The following is a 20,136-nucleotide window of genomic DNA, read 5'->3' on the forward strand; positions in this document are numbered from 1 at the left end:
ATGGCGTCGAGATTTCTCGCGCCTGTTGGAGAAAATCTGCCCCCGCCTCAGGCTGGGGCGAAGGGCGGCGGCGCGTAGACCTCGACGGCTGGGATGGGCCCCTCGTGCCGGCGGGCCTCGACCAGGCAGGTCTGGGCCGCGCAGCCCTGGGCGAAGGCCGAGGAGCCGCGATCCAGGGTCAGGACGTTGGGATTGCCGTTGCGCTCCAGGTCCGCGCCCGGATCGAACCAGGCGCCGGTCGCCAGCCGGGCCACGCCGGGCATGATGTCGTCGGTGACGATGGCCCCGGCCAGGCAGCGGCCGCGATCGTTGAAGAGCTCGACCAGATCGCCGTCGACGATGCCGCGCGCGGCGGCGTCGCCGGGATTGAGATAGACCGGCTCGCGCCCGGCCACCTTGCCGGCCCGGCTGTAGGGGCTGTGGTCCAGCTGGCCGTGCAGCCGTCGCTTGGGCTGGTCCGACAGCAGGTGCAGCGGATGGCGGGCGGCGTCGGGATGGCCCAGCCACTCGAACGGCTCGAACCACGCCGGATGGCCCGGGCAGTCGTCGAGGCCGTAGCCGGCGATGCGCTCGGAGAAGATCTCGATCTTGCCCGACGGCGTGCCCAGGCGATGGGTCTCCGGATCGGCGCGGAAGGCCTGGTGCATGATCAGTGGCCGGTCGTGCGGCGCCAGATCGATCAGCCCCTGGTCCCAGAAGCCGTCGAAGGCGGGCAGGTCGAAGCCGGCCTTGGCCACGCGCGCGGCGTTCTCGTCATACAGCCGCCGCAGCCAGCCCTCGGCGTCGAGCCCTTCGGTATAGGCCTCGCCGACTCCCAGCCGGCCCGCTAGGTCGGCGAAGATGGCGTAGTCGTCGCGGGACTGGCCCCGCGGCTCGACCGCCTTCTTCATGGCGATGAAATAGCCCTCGCGGCCGGCGAAGCCGATGTCGTTGCGCTCCAGCGAGGTGGTGGCCGGCAGCACGACGTCGGCGAAGCGGGCGGCAGGCGTCCAGTACTGCTCGTGGACGATGATGCTGCGCGGCTTGCGCCAGGCCCGGGTCAGGCGATTGAGGTCCTGGTGGTGGTGGAACGGATTGCCGCCGGCCCAGTACAGCAGCTGGATGTCTGGATAGGCGTGGGTGACGCCGTTGTAGGTGAAGGGCGCGCCGGGCTGCAGCAGCATGTCGGCGATGCGGGCCACGGGGATGAAGGCCGGCACCGCGTTCTGGCCCTGCGACAGCACCGGTCCCGACAGCCGCGCGTGGGCGCTGCCTTGCGTGTTCATCGCGCCGTAGCCCAGGCCGTAGCCGCCGCCGGGCAGGCCCACCTGGCCCAGCATGCAGGCCAGGGTCACCAACGCCCAGAACGGCTGCTCGCCGTGGGCGGCGCGTTGCAGGGCCCAGGCGACGTTGATCATGGTGCGGGCCGACAGCATCTCGTCGGCCAGGGCGACGATGCGGACGGCCGGCACGCCGGTGATCGCCTCGGCCCAGGCTGGCGTCTTGGCCACGCCGTCCGTCTGGCCGGTGAGGTACGGCTCGAAGCGGTCGTAGCCGACCGTGCAGCGGTCGAGGAAGACGCGGTCGAAGCGCGGATCCTGGCGGATCACGAAGGCCAGGGCCAGCATCAGGGCGGTGTCGGTGTTGGGACGGATCGGGATCCACTCGACAGGACCGCCGGTCTCCAGGTTGTCGCGCACCGGGCTGATGTTGACGAAGCGCGTCCCGGCCTTGGCCATGGCCGCCAGGCCGTCGCGGGTGCGATGACGGCCCGAACCGCCGGACGAGACCTGGGTGTTCTTCAGCGGCACGCCGCCGAAGGTCACGAACAGTTGCGTATGCTCGGCCAGCACGTCCCACGAGGTGTGGGACAGGTTCGACTCGTCCATCGAGGCGACGATGTGCGGCATCAGCGCCCGGCCCGCGCCCAGGCTGTAGCTGTCGACGCTCCGCACATAGCCGCCCAGCAGGTTCAGGAAGCGGTGCACCTGGCTCTGGGCGTGGTGGAACCGCCCGGCGCTGGACCAGCCGTAGGAACCGCCGAAGATCGCTTCGTTGCCGAAGCGCGCGCGTACATCGCCGACTTCCGCCGCCACCAGATCCAGCGCCGTGTCCCAGTCGACCTCGACGAAGCGTTCCTGGCCTCGCAGCTCGGGCCGAGAACCTGGCCCACCTTCCAGCCAGCTCTCGCGCACCGCCGGCTTGGCGATGCGCAGGGCCTGGGTGGCGGGGTCCAGCTGGTCCAGGCCGATCAGCGACGGATCGCTGTCGACGGTCAGCGGGAAGAGGCGAGGGGGCGCACCATCTTGCCCGGCCTCGACCTCGTAAATCCCCCAGTGGGCGGCAGTGTAGGTGCGGGCCGGGCTCATGCGGACGTCTAGCGCTTGATCCGCAGGGTCGCGCCGAAGGTGCGCGGCTCGCCCAGCGTGCCCTGGACGATGCCGTAGGTAGCGTTGACCGACAGGGTGTTGAAGTACTCCTCGTCGAACAGGTTGCGCGCCCAGATCGAGACGTCCCAGCCCTTGTCCGACCGCACGCCGCCGTTCAGCCCGAACACCTGATAGCCCGGCACCAGGCTGAAGATGTCGTCGTTGACGGCCGCGAAGAAGTGCGAGCGGTGGCTGTAGTCGCCGCCGATATAGGCCTCGCCGCCGTCGCCGCCTGCCAGGGTGATCGGCTTGGCGTAGCGGAGCGTCGCGGCCACCGTCCAGCGCGGCGCGCCCGAGGCTTCCGCTCCCGACAGGTCCTTCACCCCCTGGTACGAGGTCAGGTACTGGGCCGAGGCGTTCTTGTAGGACTGGTAGCGAGCCTCGTTGTAGCTCGCCGACAGGGTGGCGGTCAGGCCGCTGAACGGGGCGGCGCGGGCGTCCAGCTCCACGCCCCGCGAGCGCAGCGTGCCGGTGTTGGCGATGTAGGTGACCGCGGGGCTGACCGTCGTGTTGACGTAGTTGGCCTGGTAGTTCTCGTCGGTGGTCCAGAACAGGTTGGCGTTCAGCTCCAGCCGGCGGTCCAGCAGGCGGGTCTTCACGCCCAACTCGTAGTCGTCGACCTTTTCGGGTGCGACGAAGATGTCCACGCCCGTGGTCTGGCGCACCAGGTTGATGCCCGCCGACTTGTAGCCGCGCGAATAGCTGGCATAGGCGTGGGCGTCGTCGCTGAGGTCGTAGCTGGCGCTGAGCAGGCCCGAGACGTTGTCGCCGTTCCAGTCGGCCTCATAGCGGCTGACCGGGGCGTAGGTGGCGCGGGCGGTGATCGCCAGGGCCTGCCAGGCCGTGGGCAGGTCGGCGATAGCGACGGCCGAGCCGCCGACCTTGGCGTCGTAGAGGCCGGTCTTCTCCTCGTAGGTGTAGCGCAGGCCCGCGGTCAGCCGCAGGTCGGGGCGCAGGTTCCAGGTCGCCTGGCCGTAGGCGGCATAGCTGTGGGTGGCCGGCACCACGTGCGCCACCGAGGCCAGGCCGTTCAGCACCGCGTCCGGATAGGTCGCGCCCAGCAGCCACTTGGCCGCGTCGCGACCGTAGGCCGAGGTCGTCCAGTCGTCGGCCTCCTGCCAGAAATAGTAGAGGCCGGCGGTGTATTGCAGGCGGCGCTCGTCCGGCGAGACTAGGCGAAGCTCCTGGCTGAACTGGGTCTGGACGGTGTCGACGATGCCCTGGGTCGAGACGTTGGCCCCGATCTGGTCGCCGTCGTAGTTGGGAATCCAGCGCCAGTCGCGATAGGCCGAGATCGAGCTCAGGGTGAAGCCGCCGACCTGCCAGTCGGCGCGCGACTGCACGCCCCAGCTGGGCATGCGGTCGAACTGGGAGTTGTCGAGGTCTATCTTGCGGGCGAACGGGTCGATGGCCAACGGCGTGTAGCCGACCGAGGCGGCCTTCTCGTAGAAGCCGCGCACGACCGAGCCGTTGGCCTTGGTGGTGGGCAGCACGGCCGTCACCACGTTGAAGCCCATATTGCCCTTCTGGATGCTGTAATCGGCCGTCACCCGCAGCTTGAAGTCGTCGGTGGGCTTGTACAGCAGGTCCAGCCGATAGGCGTTGTTGTCGAGGTTGTCCCAGCGCTTCTTGTAGACGGTGTTGTAGTAGAGGCCCTCGCGCTCGTTGCGCAGGTAGCTGAAGCGGATGGCCAGGTTGTCGGTGATCGGCCCGCTGTAGCTGCCGTAGGCGCGCAGGTACTTGTAGTTGCCGACCGAGACCTCGCCGCGCCATTCCGGCGTGAACGACGGCTCGCGGGTGCGAATGTCGATGGCCCCGGCCACGGTGTTCTTGCCGAACAGCGTGCCTTGCGGGCCGCGCAGCAGCTGGATGCTCTCGACATCGACGAGGTCGGTGATCGCCGTGCCGGTGCGCGGGCGATAGACGCCGTCGATATAGAGGCCGACGCCCTGTTCGAGGCCGTCATTGGTGCCGCCGGCGTTGGTGCCGATGCCGCGGATGGTGGTGGTCTGGTTGCGGCCGCTGAAGCCCTGGATGTTCAGGCTGGGCAGTTGCTGCATCAGCTGCTTGAGATTGAAGGTCCCGCCCAGCGCTTCCAGCTGCTGGCCGCCCAGGGCGGTGATCGGGATCGGCACGGTCTGAACGTCTTCGCTGCGATAGCGGGCGGTGACGACCAGGGCGTCCACCGCGGCTGCGTCGGCGTTGTCAGGAGCCAGCGCGGCGGCCGGCGCGTCGGCGGCGAGGGCATGGCCCGCCCAGCCGGCGCCCGGCAGGAGGGCGGAGGCGGCCAGCAGCAAGGCCTTGAAGGTCGGCGCGCCGTTGGCGCGTTGGGCAGGCATGGTTGTCATGAGGTCCCCGATCGAAGATCCCGCCAAGGCTTGCCTTGAGATATTGCGGGCCTGATTGTTTGCCGATGTTCGCGCGGCTTGAGTTGTTCAATGGCAACCGGGGTTCTGCCGAGCAAACGACTATTTGTTCTCTGGTTTATGAGGTCGGGAAATACTGATTTTAGGCTCAACTATACGTTTGTAGATGGCGCGTGGTTGGCGCCTTCGGACTGCTGCGGGTCAGGCCAGCTTGTCGAAGCCGTTGGCGACCTCGATCCGCTTGGCGATGACGCCGGCGCGCAGGTATCGGTCGGCCGTGCGCTGCTCGGTGGCGATCAGGGCCTCATCGATCTGCACGGGCAGGCGCTGGGTGCGGCCGATCATGGTCTTCAGCACCGCCTGGTCCATGCCGGTGTCGCGATACATCGCCTCGGCATAGATCGTCCGGTTGCGCGCCGCCCAGGTCCAGCCCTCGTAGAGCCGGTCGCGGTAGTCACGCAGATAGTCGGGCTTTTCGGCGATCGCACCGTCGCGGCCGAACATCAGGGTGTAGCCGGGATCCTCGTCCTGCTTGCCCTTCAGGATCCGCGCGCCCTGGCTTTCGGCCAAAGCGATGTGCGGGTCCCAGATCGCCCAGGCGTCGACCGATCCGCCCTGGAAGGCGGCGCGACCGTCCGAGGGCGACAGGAAGGCGAACTTCACCGCGTCATAGGGCAGGCCGTTGGCCTCCAGCACGCCCAGCACGTGGTTGTGGCTGATCGATCCGCGCGGCGTGGCCACGGTGTGCCCCGCCAGGCCGGCGAGGTCCTTGATGGTCGAATCTCCGCGCACGACGATGGCCGGTCCCATGCCCGTCGTGACCTGGGCGCCGATCGCCTTGATCTTGGCCTGCGAGCCGATGGCGAAGATGAAGGCCGAGTCGCCGCCGATGCCGGTGTCGATGGCCCCGGCGTTCAGCGCCTCCAGCAGCGGGGCCGCATTGGGAAACTGCGACCACTCGATGCGATAGGGCGTGCCGTCCAGCTTGCCGGCCCCGGCCAGCACCACGCGCGAGCCGCCGCGCTGGTCGCCGACCAGCAGCTTGCCGGCCGGCTTGGCGCCCTTGGGCGCGCAGGCTGCGGCCAGTCCGGCCGCGGCCAGGCCGAGCGCCGAGCGGCGGGTGGGCGTCGAAAGAAGGGAAAGCTTGGTCACGGCGGCGATGTCCTCGCTGAACGGCGCGTCGTGGCATGGCCCTCCTGGGACATGGAAACAAACGAGTTTCCTTAAAGCGTGGCCTTACGGATGGTGATGTGGCCGCCCTGGGGGGCGCTGACCAAGCAGAAAGCGGGCAGGGCGAGGCGATGCGCAAGTGGCTCGACAAGCCGCGGCGCGATCTGCATATCGCTTACCGTTCCCTTCATGCTTAAGGGGCAAGCAAGAGGGCGTCGAAGGTCGTTGACCGCGTCTTTCGAAGGTCGGTTCAACGAGGCGCTTGGGAGGTAGAGGCTGTCGGGGAGTTCGCAAGCTCCGTCGTTGCTGGCGTTGTACGAGGAGAAGCGGGTCAATCTCGTGCGCCTCTTCACCGCGCGGCTGCGCTCGCGCGCCGAAGCCGAGGATCTCGTCCAGGAGCTCTACTTCAAGGTCGCGGCGGTCGAGGGCGACACGGCCGGGTCCGGCGGTGGTTCGGCCCTGCTGCACCGCATGGCCGAGAACCTGATGCTCGATCGCCTGCGCAGCCGCCAGCGCGGCCAGGCGCGCGACGAGCACTGGCGTCGGCTCCAAGGCGGCGAGGCCACGATCGACGGCGATCAGGCCGCCGACGCACCGTCCGCCGAGTCGGTGGTCGAGGGCCGCCAGCGCCTTGCGGCGATGCTGAAAACCCTCGAGACCCTGCCGCCATCGGTGGCGCGGGCTTTCCGCCTGCACAAGCTGGAAGGGCTCAGCCACGCCGAGACGGCCGCGGCCATGGGCGTCAGCCGCAGCGCGGTCGAAAAGTATGTCAGCGCCGCCCTGAAGGCCGTGTTCAGGGGGGCTGCATGAAAAAACATCGCGCCGAACGCGAATTCTTGGGAGGCGATGGCGCGACGGCGCCGTCTACTTCATGGGCGAGCGCCGTCGGGCGCAGGGACAGGGTGGCATGAGCCGTTCGCGAGAGCACATGGACGAGGCCGTCGCTTGGCTGGTCCGCCTGCAGGGCGAGACGGTCACGACCGACGACTGGCTGGCCTTCGACGCCTGGCTCACCGCCGCGCCGGAGCACGGCGAGGCCTATGACGCCATCGCCGCCGAGGATGAGGCGCTGAAGGCCCTGGCGACGTTGGAGCCGGGCGCCGTAGTGACTCCGCTGCGTCGGCCTGCGTCGCGTCGCGCCGTGCTGTGGACGGGCGGGGCGGCCCTGGCGGCCGCCTTCGTCGCCGGCGCCGTGCTGCTGCCCAATCTGACGCGAGATCCCGCCGGAACGGTCTATTCCACCGGCGTGGGCGAGCGGCGGACCGTCGCCCTCGAGGACGGCTCGCGCATCGATCTCGCGCCGGGCTCGCGGATGACCGTGCGCTTCACTCGCGGCGAGCGCCATGTGGATCTGGGCGACGCCCAGGCCTTCTTCGATGTCGCCAAGGATTCGTCCCGGCCGTTCGTGATCGCCGCCGGCGACACCCGCGTGCGTGTGGTCGGCACCCGATTCGACGTGCGCCGGCGCGACGGCCAGGTGGCCGTGGGCGTCGAGCGGGGCCTGGTCGAGGTCTCGACGCAGGGGGCGAAGACCTATCGTCTGCCGCCGGGACGGGGCCTGACCCATGTCGAAGGCGCGAAAAGCGCCAAGCTGGCCGACCTAGTCCCGGGCGAGGCCGCGGCCTGGCGCGACGGCCGTCTGATCTATCGCGACCGTCCCCTGACCGAGGTGGCGGGCGATCTGAACCGCCTGTTCGGCAAGCCCGTGCACATCGTGGGTGGCAAGGCCGCTGACATGCGACTTTCCGGCGTGTTGATCGTCGACAGCCAGGATGCAATGGTCTCCCGGTTGGCCAAGCTTCTACCGCTCGAGGTCGCGACCGTGGACGACGCGGTCGAACTTCGCGCGCGATAGCCTCGCCGGCGAGGCGGTGCGCGTGGGCGCGCCGCTCGATCTCGAAGGCGGGTTCCGGGGGCGGGCCCAAGGGTGTGTCGTCGGTATGAATCGGACAGGGGGACGAGGGGCGCGGCGGCCGTGGCCGTCGCGATGCGCGCTCGTCTTTTCAGCGCCGCTCGCCGCCGTCAGCCTTGTCGGCGCGCCGGCCGTGGCCGCCGACCTTGTCCTGAACATTCCCGCCAAGAGCCGCAAGGAAGCGCTGATCGACCTGGGCGTCCAGGCCGGGATCAGCCTGGGCGGCGTCTCCAACTGTACCGGGCGCGCGCCGGCGCTCAAGGGCGGCATGAGCCTGCGCAAGGCGCTGGAGACCCTGACCACGGGCGGCGGCTGCGATTTCCAGATCGTCGATCGGTTCACCGTCCGCATCGTGGACGCGCCGCCCGTTGTGGTCCGAGCCGCGCTCTCCGAGCCCGAGGTCGAGGCCCCCGTCGAGGTCGACCGGGTGGTGGTCAGCGCCACCAAGCGCGCCGCGCCGTTGAACGCCGCGCCCGGCGGCGTCAGCGTCGTCCCCGGCGAGCGCCTGCGGGAGCTTGATGCGGTGGACACCACGGGCGTCTCGTTGCGCACGGCCGGTTTCCTGACCACCAACCTCGGCGCGGCGCGTAACAAGATCATGCTGCGGGGCCTGTCGGACGGCGCCTTCACCGGCCGCACCCAGCAGACCGTGGGCACCTATCTCGACGACATTCCCCTGACCTACAACGCGCCCGACCCGGACCTGCGGCTGATCGACGTCGAGCAGGTCGAGGTGCTGCGGGGACCGCAAGGGACGCTCTATGGCGGCGGCTCGCTGAGCGGGATCTACCGCATCGTCACCCGCCGACCGGTCCTGGGCGAATGGAGCCTGGAGACGCGGGCCGTGGCGGCGGCCACCGAATCCGGCTCGCCCAGCCGCAAGGTCGAGGCCGTGCTCAACGCGCCCCTGGCCGGCGACCGGGCGGCTCTGCGCCTGGCGGCGTTCGACGATGTCGATGGCGGCTATGTCGACGACGTGAACCTGCGCCTGTCCAATGTCGATCGCACTACGCGAAGGGGCGGTCGCGTGGCCGTGACGGCGCGGCTGAACGAGGCCTGGAGCCTGGACCTTTCGGCCGCCTTGCAGGACCTGGCCTCCACCGACACCCAGTACACGACGCCCAGTCTCGGCGGCCAACGCCGCGCCAACCAGGTGCGCGAAACCCACGGCAACCGCTTCCGCGAGGCCGCCCTCAACATCAACGGCGCCGGCAACTGGGGGCAGTTCGCCTCGTCGAGCGGTTTCGTGCGTCATCGCTTCACCAGCCGCTACGACGCCACAGCGGCCGTTGAGCGGGTCAGCGAGACCGCCGTCGACCTGGGCATGTTCGACGAGGGCAGCGACGTGCGGCTGTGGGTCGAGGACATGACCTGGACCTCGCCGTCCGACCGCCGGCTGACCTGGCTGCTGGGCATCTATGGCCTGGTCGGCGAGGAGCGCGGCCGGGGCGAACTGCGGGGCAGCACCTCGCGCCAGACACTGCGCCTCTACTACGACGAAACCCGCGTCGATCGCCGTCGCGAGGGCGCGCTGTATGGCGAGACGACCTGGGCGATGGGCAATGGCTGGTCGGCCAGCGCCGGCGCGCGGGCGTTCAGCAACCGTGTGCGCACGGTCTCGTCGGTGATCGCGCCGTCGCCGGGTCGCTCGCGCGACTTCGACAAGACGGCCGATTTCTCCGACGTCTCGACCAAGCTCTCGATCCAGAAGACCCTGGATGGCGGCGGCATGGTCTACGCCCTGACCTCGGAGGGCTATCGTTCGGGCGGGTTCAACTCCGGCGGCCTGACCGCGCCGTCGGCGAGCCTGGACCACTTCTCGCCCGACCATCTGCGCAACTACGAGATCGGCGCCAGCCTGCGACCGCTGGCCGGGGCGCTGGTGCTGCGCGCGGCCCTGTTCCACGACGTCTGGCGCGACATCCAGACCGACCAGTATCTGAGCTCGGGCCTGTCCTACACGGCCAATGTCGGCGACGCGCGCAACACCGGGCTTGAGTTGGAAGGCTTGGCGCGTCTCGGAGCGCGGTGGCAACTGCAGGCCAACGCCCTGCTGAACCGGCCGCGCATGGTGCGCATCGCGCCTAGCTTCGCCTCGGTCAAGGACGCGGCCCTGCCGGGCGTGCCCGACCTGTCGGCCGGCGCGACCCTGCGCTACGAGCGGCCGTGGCGCACGCGCAAGCTCGTGCTCACCGCCGATGTCGGCTATGTCGGCCGCTCGCGCATGACCTTCGATCCGCGCTATTCGCCCGAGATGGGCGGCTACGTCACCGGTCGCCTGGGCGGCCAGCTTCGGGGCGACGACTGGCTGCTGGGTCTAGCCGTGACCAACCCCGCCAACACCTCGGGCGACACCTTCGCCTACGGCAATCCCTTCTATTTCGGCCAGGTCCGCCAGGTGACTCCCCTGCGACCGCGAACCTGGAGCGTGGAACTCTCCCGGGCCTTCTGACGTTGTGTAAGGTTATCGCGCATTTTCTTTGAGGGGCCGTTCGATCGGCGCCGTCTGACCCATGATGGATCTGCGACACGCGATCCGATCGGGGGAAATGCCGATGATCGCACTCTCGGGCCTGGTCTGCGCGCACAACGAGGAAGCGCGACTGGCCGAATGCCTGGCCGCCTTATCCTTCTGCGACGAGATCGTGGTGGTGGCCGACCGCTGCTCGGACCGCACTGAGTCCATCGCCCGCAAGATGGGCGCGCGCGTGGTTTCCGGCATCTTCCCGGTCGAGGGCGCGCGCAAGACCGCCGGCGTCGCCGCTTGCCGCGGTCAATGGGTGTTCGAGCTCGACGCCGACGAAGGCGTGCCGCCGGAACTGGCGGGCGAGATCCGCGCCGTCGTTGACGCGAAGGACAGCGCTGATTGGTACCAGGTGCCGGTCGACAACTATATCGGCGAGCGCCTGGTGCGACGCGGCTGGGGCGGCTCGTTCGGGGCTTCGTCGGTGGCGCGCCTGTTCCGCAACGGCGTGAAGACCTGGAAGAACGACCGGGTTCACCCGGGCACCGTGTTCACCGGGACCTTCGGCGGCCGCCTGGACGGCGCGATCGTTCACAAGGTGGACGACGACGTCCCCGACATGATCCAGCGCCTGAACCGCTATACCGACCTGCGCGCCCAGGACCTGGCCGACAAGGGCAAGGTCAAGAGCCTGGCCGACGACTCCTTCCGGGCGCTGCGCCGGTTCCTCAAGTGCTACGTCTCGCGCCAGGGCTACAAGGAAGGCGACTACGGCTTCGTCATCGCCGTGATGGCCGGCCTCTATCCGCTGATCTCCAACCTCAAGGCGCGCGAGCTGATGGCCGCCCGCCGCGGCGTGGTCATCACAGCCGAGCCGATGGTCGCCCCGGCTGGCGAGCTGGCGCTCGGCCAGGCCGCCGGATGATCGACCGCTTCCTGATCCTGGCCATGCTGGGCCCGGAGCTGGCGCTGTGGCGCCGCGCCGGCCGCCGGCCCGTGGTCTGGTGGCGGGACGACGATGCACGCAAGCCGGGACCGGCCCTGTCGCTACTGCTGGCGCTGTCGGCGCGCCATGCCGCGCCGCTGACCGTGGCGGCCATTCCCGACGGCGACCTGAGCGCCCTGGTGCGCGCCTGCGCCGCCGTCCCCGGCGTCGAGCTGGCGATCCACGGCTTCCGGCACGAGAACCGCGCGCCGGCGGGACAGCCCTCCGGCGAGGTCAACGGCGAGGACCGCCTGGTCGACGTGATCGCAGCGCTGGAGGAGGCGACAGCCGCCTTCGCGCGCGCGGGCGCCAGGCCCAGCCTGTTCGTGCCGCCCTGGAACAACGTCCACCGCACCCTTGAAACGGCCCTGGCCGTCCGGGGGCTGAGCCTGTCCGGCTATGACGGCGCGATGGCCCCGGAGGCGGCGCCGCCGCGCATCGACGCCCATCTCGACCTCATGCGCTGGAAGCCGGTCGCCCGCTTCCGCGGCGCGCATCGTTTCCTGAGCCGCGCCCGCCGTCTGTTGGCCGAGCGTCGTCGCCAGCGGGCCTGGGGCGAGCCCATCGGCCTGCTGACCCATCACCTCGACCATGACGAGGCCGCCTGGCGGTTCCTCGACCTGATCCTGCCGGTCCTGGCGCCGCAAGCCAGGCCGATCCTCGCCGGCCACGTGGTCTCGGCGGCGGCTTAAGGCCGCGCCAGCAGGGCCTGGGCGGCGTCCAGGGCCTCGGGCAGGCCGATGTCGATGAAGGTCCCCTCGAACACCGCTCCGCCGAGCCGCGCCTGCTCGACCAGATCCGGCAGCAGCCTCTGCTCCAGCGACCAGGCGCCGGGCCAATCTGGGATCGTTTCACGCTGGATGCGATAGGCGCCGCCGTTGATCAGGGCGGGGCCGGCGCCCGCCGCATCGCGGGGCAGGAAGGTCTCGATCCGCCCGCCCTCCAGCACCGCGCGCTCGTAGCGGTCGGCGTGAGGGACCGTCCGCAGGGCGACGACGAACGGATGGGCCTCGATCTGCGCCAGGGCCCGCCAGTCGAAATCGAACCAGGTGTCGCCATTGACCAGCAGGAACGCCTCGTCGAGGACGGGCAGGGCGTGGACCAGTGCGCCGCCGGTGCCCAGCGGCGCGGGCTCGACGTTGATCGCGACCTCCAGGCCCAGGCGCTCGGCGATGCGGCTCTCGGCCAGCCAGGCCTCGATACGCTCGTGCAGATGGCCGGCCAGCAGCAGCACGCGGTCGAAGCCGTGGCGGTGCGCCTTCTCCAGCAGGTGCTCGAGGAACGGCCGGCCGGCGACCGGCATCAACGGCTTGGGCATAGCGGCGGTCAGCGCGCCCAGGCGCGTGCCCAGGCCGCCGGCCAGGACGACGACCTGCCTCAACGCGGCACGCCCCAGGCCTCGGCCCCTTCGAAGGTGATCTTGGCCGGGCTGGCCTGGCCGCCGGCGGCGTTCAGCGCCGTGATCAGCCGGTGGCGGTTCTCCGGATCGGTGAAGAACATCAGGAAGCCGCCGCCGCCCGCGCCCGACACCTTGCCGCCCCAGGCGCCTTCGTCGAGGGCGGTCTGGAACAGCCGCTCGACCGCCGGGGTGGCGATGCCCTTGGCGGTGCGCTGCTTGGCGGCCCAGGAGCGGGTCAGGATCTCGGCCAGGCCGCGCATGTCGCCCTGCAGCAGGGCCTCGCGCATCAGGGCCGCGTCGGCCTTCAGCTGGTGCATGCTGTCGATGGTGCGGGCGTCCATGCCGCGCAGGCCGTCGATCTGCTCCTGGATGATGGTCTCCGAGCGGCGCGACTGTCCGGTGAAGCAGATTACCAGAGAGGATTCGAACTCGTTGAGGAAGGCGCGCGGCACCCGAAGGGGACTTACCAGCACCTTCTCGCCCGGCAGGAACTCGATGAAGTTCACGCCGCCGAACGCCGCCGCGTAGTGGTCCTGCCGGCCGCCGGCCAGGCCCAGCTGGTTGCGCTCGATGTCGAAGGCCAGGCGGGCGATCTCGGCCGGGCCCAGCGGCAGGTCGAGCGCGGCGCGGAAGGCCTCGACCAGGGCCACGACCAGCGCGGACGACGAGCCCAGGCCAGAGCCGGCCGGGGCGTCGATGGTGGTCGAGACGGTCAGCGCGGGCATGCGACCGTCGAGATAGGTCTCGACCATGTGCCGATAGACGCCGCGATGCAAAACCAGGCCCTGGTCCAGCGCGATCGGCGCATCAAGGGCGTGGCTCTCGTCGGCGCCGATGTCACGGGCCCGAAAGACCACGCGGCCCTCGTCGTTGGGCGTCACGTGGGCGAAGGCGAAGCGGTCGATGGTGGCGTTCAGCACCGCCCCGCCGAACTGGTCGCAATAGGGCGAAAGATCGGTGCCGCCGCCGGCCAGGCCCAGGCGCAGCGGCGCGCGCGAGCGCACGTCGAACGGCCGCGCCTTGCGGCCGCGCCGATGCTGGACGCCGAGCAGGGCGACGTCCTCGGGGCTCATGCGGCGTCCTTCAGGATACGGGCGCCGCCGCGGTCGATGCCGTAGCGCAGGCGCGGCATGTTCTGTGAGGCCATGTAGGCCTCCAGTTCGTCGCCGCCCTTCGGGGTGAACAGCATCAGGAAGCCGCCGCCGCCGGCCCCGATCACCTTGCCGCCGGTCACGCCGAGGTCGGCGCGAACATGGTCGTAGAGCTGGTCGATGTGCGGCCAACTGATCTTGGACGATAGCTGCTTCTTGCTGACCCAGTGCTCGTGCAGCATGTGGCCCCAGCCCTCAAGGTCGCCAGCCACCCAGGCGTCGCGGATGCGGTAGCCCAGGTCCTTGATCGCGCCCAGGCTCTCGGCGGCGCGGCGCTTCTGATCGCCGTCGCCGAGCATGGCGCTGTTCTGGTCGTCGAGGATCACCGCCGCGTCGCGGCGCAGGCCGGTGTAGTAGATATGGGTGTGGTCGATGAAGGCCCGCTCGACCTCGGGATCGAGATCCACCGAGCCGACCTTCACCTGGCCGTCGGGCGCGATGTCCAGCGTGGTCAGGCCGCCGAAGGCCGCCATGTACTGGTCCTGCTTGCCGATGCCCTTGTTCAGGACGTTGATCTCCAGGTCGCAGGCCTCTTCGGCCAGCGCCTGCGCGTCGGGCGTGGAGCCCTTCAGGGCGTGCAGGGCGCGCAGGAAGGCCACCAGGAAGCAGCTGGACGAGCCCAGGCCCGTGCCGCCGACGATGTCGCCGATCGAGGCGGCCTCGAAGCCGGTGTCGATGCCGTGGCGCAGCAGGGCCGCGCGCACCAGTTCGTGCTTCAGCTGGTCGGCGCGGTCGACGTTTTCAGGATCGGGACCCATCAGCGCCACGTGCTCGTGGAAGGCCGGCCGGTGGGCGCTGACATGGATGTACTTGTCGAGCGCCATGGCGAAGATGAAGCCGCCGCCATGGCGATAGTAGCTTTCCAGGTCGGTGCCGCCGCCCCCGAGGGTGACGCGCAGCGGCGCGCGGGTCGAGATCATCGGGCCGGCCCTATTCGGCGGCGGCCGGAGCGGGAACCGGAGCGATCTGTTCCCAGTGACCCTTGCTCTGGGCGAGGGCGGGGTGGGAGACGAGGCCGTGCCAGACGACGGCGGCCAGGCCCTCGACGATCGGGGTGATCAGCTGCGGATCGACGGTCGGCACCACCACCACGGCGTCGGCGATCTGGGCGGTGAAGCCGCCGTTGCGGCCGACGATGCCGGTGACGGTCGCGCCGCGCTGCTTGGCCAGCTGCATGGCGCGCACCAGGTTGGCGCTGACCGGCGGCTCCAGGCTGCCGCCGCCGACCGAGAAGATCAGCAGGCCGTCCTCGGCGCGCAGGCGGCTGCTTTCCAGCCAGGTCGAGAAGGTGCCTTCCCAGCCCTCGTCATTGATGCGGGCGGTCAGTTCCGAGACGTTGTCGGTCGGGCAATAGGCCTCGAAGCCGCAGATCTTGCGGAAGTCGTTGGTGGCGTGGCTGGCGTGGCCGGCGCTGCCGCCGACGCCCAGCAGGAACAGGCGGCCGCCGCCGTCGCGGACGGCGGCGAGCTTGACGGCCATGTCCTCGACGGCCTGGCGGTCGATGGCGGCCAGGGCGCGGGCGGCGACGTCGAAGAAGTGGTCGGTGAACATGGGGGATGTCCTCGTCAGGCTGTCAGCGCGTAGGGGGCGCGCGTCATCAGGGCGGCGGCTTGCGCCAGGGTTTCAAGCGTATGGTCGGCCCCGGCCTCGCGGCCGGGATTGTACGGACGGTCGAGCAGAACGGTGGTGCAGCCGGCGGCCTGGCCGCAGGTGACGTCGCGGGCCTGGTCGCCGACCAGCCACGAGCGCGAAAGGTCCACGCCATGCTCGCGGGCCAGATCCAGCACCAGGCCGGGCTTAGGCTTGCGGCAGGCGCAGGCGTCGGCGTTGTCGTGCCGGCAGGCGGCGACGGCGTCGACGGGCAGGGCGGCGCGCAGCTTGTCGTGGATGGCGTCCAGCGTCTCGCCGGCCATCAGGCCGCGGGCGACGTCGGGCTGGTTGGTGACGACCAGCAGCAGATAACCGGCGGCCTTCAGGGCCTCCAGCGCCTCGCGGGCGCCGGGCTCGATGATCAACTCGTCCGGCGAGCGGGGAGAGGCCGGCGTTTCGCCGCGCCAGACGATGCTGTTGAGCACGCCGTCGCGGTCGAGAAATACGGCTGGGCGGAGGGCGCTCACAGCACGATCCTCCCCTCGGCCAGCAGGCGTTGGCCTTCGGCATGGCTGGCGGGCGTGTCGAGGCCCAGGCAGAAGCCGTCCGTCTCGATGACCTGGCCGCGCAACGAGCGGCCGGCGGCCAGCATCTGCGGGAAGACCTTGCGGCCGAAATCGACCAGGCGGCCGGTCTCGATCAGGTCGAGGATCGAGGGCTCGACGGCATAGACGCCGGCGTTGACCAACGGCGAGCGGGCGGCCTCGCCCTCGGTGAAGGCGACGATCGCGCCGTCGTCGGCGATCTCGACCCTGCCGCCGGCGATGCCGGTGTGGACGTGGGCGCCCTGATCGAACAGCGCCAGGGTCGCCTCGGCGCCGGCCGCGCGATGGCCGTCGATCAGGGCGTCGAGGTCGCAGCGCAGCAGGTTGTCGCCGTAGACGACCAGCATGGTGGCGTCGAAGGCCTGACCCAGATTGGCCAGGGCGCCGGCGGTGCCCAGCAGCGCGGGTTCGAACAGGTAGCGGACGTTCAGCCCGAAGGCCGAACCGTCGCCGACCTCGGCGCGGATCGCGTCCGCGCCGTAGTGCAGGTTGATGAAGACGTCGCGCACGCCCGCGCTCGCCAGCCAACGCAGGTTGTGCGCCAGGATGGACGCACCGCCGAACGGAAGCAGGGGCTTGGGCAGGTCGCCGGCCACCGACCGGATCCGACTGCCCATGCCTGCAGCCAGCACGAGCGCCTTCATCGCGTCTGTTCCCTAGAGCTGGAAGCCGGCGGCGACGGCGTCGTCGTAGAACATCGCCACCGTCTCCTGCGAGAGATCGGCGAGGTCCTTGCCGGCCATGGACAGCTTCTTCAGCACGTCGGGGGTCGAGGTGATGATGTGGCAGCCGCAGTCGCGGGCCTGGTAGATGTTGAGCACCTCGCGGACGCTGGCCCACAGCACTTCGGCCTTGGGACGGCGGGCGGCCATGGCGACGGCGGCGCGCATCACCGGCATCGGATCGACGCCGGTGTCGGCGATGCGGCCGGCGAAGACCGAGATCACGGCCGGCACGTCGGCGTGCAGGGCGTCGACGGTCTCGGCGACCTGCTCGAGGGTCAGGATGGCGGTGACGTTCAGCTTGACGCCTTCGGCGGCGAGCTCGCGCACCATCGGCAGGCTGCTTTCACGACGCGTGTTGGTGATCGGGATCTTGACGTAGACGTTCTCGCCCCAGGTCGCGATCTTGCGGGCTTGGCGGGCCATGTCCTCGAACTCGTCGGAGAACACTTCGAACGAGATGTGCTTGTCGGGAATGCGCGCGATCAGCTCGTGGGCGAAGGCCTCGTAGTCGGTGATCTGGGCGCGGCGCATCAGCGTCGGATTGGTCGTGAAGCCGGCCGCGTCGCCCTGTTCGTTCAGGCGCGTGAAGTCGGCGAGGCTGGCGCCGTCGGCGAACAGCTTGATCTGCGACGCCAGTGAGGCAGTGACGATCTCTTGCGGGGCGAGACGTTGCAGCATGGGACGATCTTTAGCTTTCGGGGTTGGCTTGTGGACCGGATCGGGACGCGGTGGCTACTTGGCTGGCTTGGATTGCAAGGACTTTGCCAAGGTGAAGCTCAGCTCGAACCTGCGCTCGGCTCGGCGATGTGGCCGACCGCGCGACGCCAGCCGAGCTTGCCCAGGCCGTGGGCCATCAGCAGGCGGCCGTTCAGGCGGCGGCGGGACGCGAACTCGCCGGTGACCAGGGTGATCAGGCCGCCGGCGACCACCTGGATCAGGCCCTTGGACATCAGCTCGCACCAGGCCAGCGCCGGGTTGCGCGCGCCGTCGATATAGATGGTGACGTAGTGCTGGGTCTCGCGGCGGGTGCGCAGCAGGCGGTAGGGAATCTCGGTGCGGTGTGGGGCCACGGCCTCGGTGACGAAGGCCTTGCCGGCCCAGACGATGCGGCGGCCCTGCCGGTGCAGGCGGGCGAACAGCTCGGCGTCCTCGCCGCCGGCGTCGCCGAAGGCCTCGCGCATCGGCGCCTCGCCGTTGGGAAAGCAGCGGGCGGCGTCGAACAGAGAATTACCCGTGCCCAGGCCGTAGCGCGGCTTGCCGTCGGCGCGGGTCAGGTCGATCAGGGCGTGGTCGGCCAGATGCAGGTCGCGCACGAACTGCGAGCCCGTCGGGTCGTAGGCCGGCGGCCGGCCATTCTCGAAGGTCGCCAGGCGCGGACCCACCGCGATGTCGGCGTCCGTGGCGCGCAGGGCGCCGACCAACTGGTCCAGCCAGTCGGCGGCGGCGACCTCGTCGTCGTCGATCATCGCCAACAGCGGGCCGCGGGCTTCGGCGAAGCCGCGATTGCGCAGGGTCGACATGTTGCGGGTCAGATCGACGACGTAGCGGAGCGGGAAGGGGGCCTGGGCCGCCAGTTCCTCGACCACGGCGCGGCCGCTGCCACTGGGATGGTTGTCGACCACCACGATCTCGATCGCCAGGCCCAAGGCATTGGTCTGGGACAGGCACGAGCGCAGGGTCTCGGCCAGCGAGACGGGCCGATCATAGGTGGCGATGGCGATCGTGACGTCGGTCACGCGGCCTTCTCGTCGATGAAGCCGATGGGCGCGCGGTAGGTCAACTTGCCCAATCCCTTGGCCATGCCGATCCGATGGTCGAAGCGTTCGCCGCCGACCCATTCGAAGGATACGACATAAAGGCCGGCGTGGATGCAGAGCTGAGCCATTCCCACCAGCGTCACCTTGACGCGGGTCAGCAGGGGGCGGTCGTTGGTGGCGATGCGCGAAGCGGCATAGTGCTGCGAGCCGCGCTTCATGCGGGTGATCATGTAGCTGGGCTTGGTGCGGTCGGTCTCGATGAACTCGCGGACCATCGCGGTCGGGCACCAGACGAAGCGCTTGCCCGACAGGGCTAGGCGGAACAGCAGGTGGGTGTCCTCGCCGTTGCCGTCGCCGAAGGCCACGCTGAACGGCTCGGCCATGTCGAAGCAGGTGGCCACGCGGAAGGCGGCGTTGCCGCTGCCCAGGCCCTTGCCCTTCTTCCGCAGCCGCCCGAACAGGTGGATCGGGGTGTCGGAAGGCTCCTGATAGTCCAGCGTGTAGCGCCAGCCGTGCGGATCCCACGACGGCGGCGCGCCGGCCTCGAATTCCGGATGCTTGGGACCGAACGCGGCGTCGGCGCCGGTGCGCTCCAGGCAGGCGAGCAGCTCCGACAGCCAGGCCGCATCGGGGGCCTCGTCGTCGTCGATGAAGGCCACGTAGCGGCCCTTGGCGGCCTTGATGCCCAGGTTGCGCACGATCGAGACGTTGCGGCGCGGATCGGCCAGATAGGTCATCGGCGCGACGCCTAGGGCGGCCAACCGCTCCACCAGGCCCTCGGCCAGGCGGTCGGGATGGTTGTCGACCACGATGATCTCGAAGGCCACGCCCGGCGCCACGTCGGGCCTCAGGCAGGCGACGAGCGTGCGTTCCAGCAGGTGCACACGGTCATAGCTGAGAATGACCACGCTGATGTCGATCGCCATGTTCAGACCCCCGTGCCCTTGATCACCACCAGGGCGGTGCGGGCCAGGATCTTGATGTCCAGCCACAGCGACCAGTTGGCGATATATTCCAGGTCGCGGGCGACCCAGTCGTCGTAGTCGTTGATGCGATGGCGGCCCTCGACCTGCCAAAGGCACGTGATGCCGGGCTTCACCGCCAGCTTCTGCTTCTGGTAGTCGGTGAAGCGCGCGTATTCCTGGGCGCGCGGCGGGCGCGGGCCCACCAGGCTCAGATCGCCCTTCAGCACGCTCCACAGCTGCGGCAGCTCGTCCAGGCTGTACTTGCGCAGCACGCGGCCCAGCGGGGTGACGCGCGGATCGTCGGTCAGCTTGAAGGCCGGGCCGCGCATCTCGTTGCGGGCCTGAAGCTGGGCCTCCATGGCTTCGGCGCCCTGGATCATGGTTCGGAACTTGTAGCCGGTGAACGGCCGTGCGTCTTGCCCCACCCATCGGCAGGGGAAGAAGGCGGGGCCGCGCGTGGTCAGCCGCACGGCGATGGCGATGCCGGCCAGGATCGGAGCGAGCACGACGAGAAGGCCCGCCGAGATCAGCAGGTCCATCAGTCGTTTCAACGCGCGTTGCAGATTCAAGCAAAACCCCTGGGAACGGCCCGTAAACCGATACTTGGCAGGTTAGGGGCGACCCTCGTAAGAATCCCCT

18 protein-coding genes are annotated in these 20,136 nt (G+C 69.8%); 5 read left to right on the forward strand and 13 right to left on the reverse strand.

Annotated features, from left to right (window positions below; all coding sequences use genetic code 11):
* Positions 1-47: 47 nt before the first annotated feature.
* The 3 genes from I4Q42_RS03895 to I4Q42_RS03905 all read right to left on the reverse strand — a co-directional run bounded on the left by I4Q42_RS03895 (position 48) and on the right by I4Q42_RS03905 (position 5,926).
* Positions 48-2,348, reverse strand: coding sequence for a molybdopterin guanine dinucleotide-containing S/N-oxide reductase (locus I4Q42_RS03895; RefSeq protein WP_198574753.1), 2,301 nt, complete (start codon positions 2,346-2,348; stop codon positions 48-50).
* Positions 2,349-2,356: 8 nt separating this feature from the next.
* On the reverse strand, positions 2,357-4,747 hold the full coding sequence (locus I4Q42_RS03900; protein WP_198574754.1) for a TonB-dependent receptor: 2,391 nt from the start codon (positions 4,745-4,747) through the stop codon (positions 2,357-2,359).
* Positions 4,748-4,975: 228 nt separating this feature from the next.
* On the reverse strand, positions 4,976-5,926 hold the full coding sequence (locus I4Q42_RS03905; protein WP_198574755.1) for an aliphatic sulfonate ABC transporter substrate-binding protein: 951 nt from the start codon (positions 5,924-5,926) through the stop codon (positions 4,976-4,978).
* A 330-nt stretch (positions 5,927-6,256) separates the two neighbouring features.
* Here I4Q42_RS03905 and I4Q42_RS03910 point away from each other — a divergent pair, with 330 nt between their 5' ends.
* The 5 genes from I4Q42_RS03910 (at position 6,257) to I4Q42_RS03930 (ending at position 11,997) form a co-directional block, all read left to right on the forward strand.
* On the forward strand, positions 6,257-6,754 hold the full coding sequence (locus tag I4Q42_RS03910) for an RNA polymerase sigma factor (RefSeq protein WP_332873029.1): 498 nt from the start codon (positions 6,257-6,259) through the stop codon (positions 6,752-6,754).
* Positions 6,755-6,851: 97 nt separating this feature from the next.
* A complete protein-coding gene (locus I4Q42_RS03915) occupies positions 6,852-7,799 on the forward strand; it encodes a FecR family protein (RefSeq protein WP_198574757.1) in 948 nt (315 codons plus the stop codon).
* Between the two features lie 190 nt (positions 7,800-7,989).
* Complete coding sequence (locus I4Q42_RS03920; RefSeq protein WP_332873016.1) at positions 7,990-10,308, forward strand: TonB-dependent receptor; 2,319 nt, start codon at positions 7,990-7,992, stop codon at positions 10,306-10,308.
* 103 nt (positions 10,309-10,411) lie between these two features.
* Positions 10,412-11,245, forward strand: coding sequence for a glycosyltransferase family 2 protein (locus tag I4Q42_RS03925; RefSeq protein ID WP_198574759.1), 834 nt, complete (start codon positions 10,412-10,414; stop codon positions 11,243-11,245).
* The gene (locus I4Q42_RS03930; protein WP_198574760.1) at positions 11,242-11,997 is read left to right on the forward strand and encodes a polysaccharide deacetylase family protein; all 756 of its coding nucleotides are present in this window, start codon (positions 11,242-11,244) and stop codon (positions 11,995-11,997) included. Before I4Q42_RS03925 ends, I4Q42_RS03930 begins: the two co-directional genes overlap by 4 nt.
* Here the strand turns inward: I4Q42_RS03930 and I4Q42_RS03935 are convergent.
* The 10 genes from I4Q42_RS03935 to I4Q42_RS03980 all read right to left on the reverse strand — a co-directional run bounded on the left by I4Q42_RS03935 (position 11,994) and on the right by I4Q42_RS03980 (position 20,066).
* Complete coding sequence (locus I4Q42_RS03935) at positions 11,994-12,686, reverse strand: sugar phosphate nucleotidyltransferase (protein WP_198574761.1); 693 nt, start codon at positions 12,684-12,686, stop codon at positions 11,994-11,996. The two genes, I4Q42_RS03930 and I4Q42_RS03935, sit on opposite strands and share 4 nt — an antisense overlap.
* On the reverse strand, positions 12,683-13,777 hold the full coding sequence (locus I4Q42_RS03940) for a GHMP family kinase ATP-binding protein (protein WP_198574762.1): 1,095 nt from the start codon (positions 13,775-13,777) through the stop codon (positions 12,683-12,685). The genes I4Q42_RS03935 and I4Q42_RS03940 overlap by 4 nt, the downstream gene beginning before the upstream one ends.
* A complete protein-coding gene (locus tag I4Q42_RS03945) occupies positions 13,774-14,775 on the reverse strand; it encodes a GHMP family kinase ATP-binding protein (RefSeq protein ID WP_198574763.1) in 1,002 nt (333 codons plus the stop codon). The genes I4Q42_RS03940 and I4Q42_RS03945 overlap by 4 nt, the downstream gene beginning before the upstream one ends.
* 10 nt (positions 14,776-14,785) lie before the next feature.
* On the reverse strand, positions 14,786-15,406 hold the full coding sequence (locus tag I4Q42_RS03950) for an SIS domain-containing protein (RefSeq protein ID WP_198574764.1): 621 nt from the start codon (positions 15,404-15,406) through the stop codon (positions 14,786-14,788).
* Positions 15,407-15,420: 14 nt separating this feature from the next.
* Complete coding sequence (locus I4Q42_RS03955; protein ID WP_198574765.1) at positions 15,421-15,972, reverse strand: D-glycero-alpha-D-manno-heptose-1,7-bisphosphate 7-phosphatase; 552 nt, start codon at positions 15,970-15,972, stop codon at positions 15,421-15,423.
* Positions 15,969-16,694, reverse strand: coding sequence for a nucleotidyltransferase family protein (locus I4Q42_RS03960; RefSeq protein ID WP_198574766.1), 726 nt, complete (start codon positions 16,692-16,694; stop codon positions 15,969-15,971). Before I4Q42_RS03960 ends, I4Q42_RS03955 begins: the two co-directional genes overlap by 4 nt.
* 12 nt (positions 16,695-16,706) lie before the next feature.
* The gene (locus I4Q42_RS03965; RefSeq protein ID WP_198574767.1) at positions 16,707-17,453 is read right to left on the reverse strand and encodes a transaldolase; all 747 of its coding nucleotides are present in this window, start codon (positions 17,451-17,453) and stop codon (positions 16,707-16,709) included.
* A gap of 98 nt (positions 17,454-17,551) precedes the next feature.
* The gene (locus I4Q42_RS03970) at positions 17,552-18,511 is read right to left on the reverse strand and encodes a glycosyltransferase family 2 protein (protein WP_198574768.1); all 960 of its coding nucleotides are present in this window, start codon (positions 18,509-18,511) and stop codon (positions 17,552-17,554) included.
* Positions 18,508-19,458, reverse strand: coding sequence for a glycosyltransferase family 2 protein (locus I4Q42_RS03975; protein WP_198574769.1), 951 nt, complete (start codon positions 19,456-19,458; stop codon positions 18,508-18,510). Before I4Q42_RS03975 ends, I4Q42_RS03970 begins: the two co-directional genes overlap by 4 nt.
* A gap of 2 nt (positions 19,459-19,460) precedes the next feature.
* Positions 19,461-20,066 carry a sugar transferase gene (locus tag I4Q42_RS03980; RefSeq protein WP_232792845.1) on the reverse strand — a complete coding sequence of 202 codons (606 nt, stop codon included), beginning with the start codon at positions 20,064-20,066 and terminating at the stop codon, positions 19,461-19,463.
* Between the last annotated feature and the right edge of the window lie 70 nt (positions 20,067-20,136).

Source organism: Caulobacter hibisci (genome assembly GCF_016135805.1).
GTDB lineage: Bacteria > Pseudomonadota > Alphaproteobacteria > Caulobacterales > Caulobacteraceae > Caulobacter > Caulobacter hibisci.

What these genes read in the sequence shown, in the direction of transcription:
- I4Q42_RS03900 (WP_198574754.1), bottom strand. Translation starts at nt 4,747, where the DNA reads ATGCCTGCCCAACGCGCCAACGGCGCGCCGACCTTCAAGGCCTTGCTG.
- I4Q42_RS03945 (WP_198574763.1), bottom strand. Translation starts at nt 14,775, where the DNA reads ATGATCTCGACCCGCGCGCCGCTGCGCGTCACCCTCGGGGGCGGCGGC.
- I4Q42_RS03960 (WP_198574766.1), bottom strand. Translation starts at nt 16,694, where the DNA reads ATGAAGGCGCTCGTGCTGGCTGCAGGCATGGGCAGTCGGATCCGGTCG.
- I4Q42_RS03915 (WP_198574757.1), top strand. Translation starts at nt 6,852, where the DNA reads ATGAGCCGTTCGCGAGAGCACATGGACGAGGCCGTCGCTTGGCTGGTC.
- I4Q42_RS03975 (WP_198574769.1), bottom strand. Translation starts at nt 19,458, where the DNA reads ATGGCGATCGACATCAGCGTGGTCATTCTCAGCTATGACCGTGTGCAC.
- I4Q42_RS03940 (WP_198574762.1), bottom strand. Translation starts at nt 13,777, where the DNA reads ATGAGCCCCGAGGACGTCGCCCTGCTCGGCGTCCAGCATCGGCGCGGC.
- I4Q42_RS03930 (WP_198574760.1), top strand. Translation starts at nt 11,242, where the DNA reads ATGATCGACCGCTTCCTGATCCTGGCCATGCTGGGCCCGGAGCTGGCG.
- I4Q42_RS03965 (WP_198574767.1), bottom strand. Translation starts at nt 17,453, where the DNA reads ATGCTGCAACGTCTCGCCCCGCAAGAGATCGTCACTGCCTCACTGGCG.
- I4Q42_RS03950 (WP_198574764.1), bottom strand. Translation starts at nt 15,406, where the DNA reads ATGTTCACCGACCACTTCTTCGACGTCGCCGCCCGCGCCCTGGCCGCC.
- I4Q42_RS03925 (WP_198574759.1), top strand. Translation starts at nt 10,412, where the DNA reads ATGATCGCACTCTCGGGCCTGGTCTGCGCGCACAACGAGGAAGCGCGA.
- I4Q42_RS03895 (WP_198574753.1), bottom strand. Translation starts at nt 2,348, where the DNA reads ATGAGCCCGGCCCGCACCTACACTGCCGCCCACTGGGGGATTTACGAG.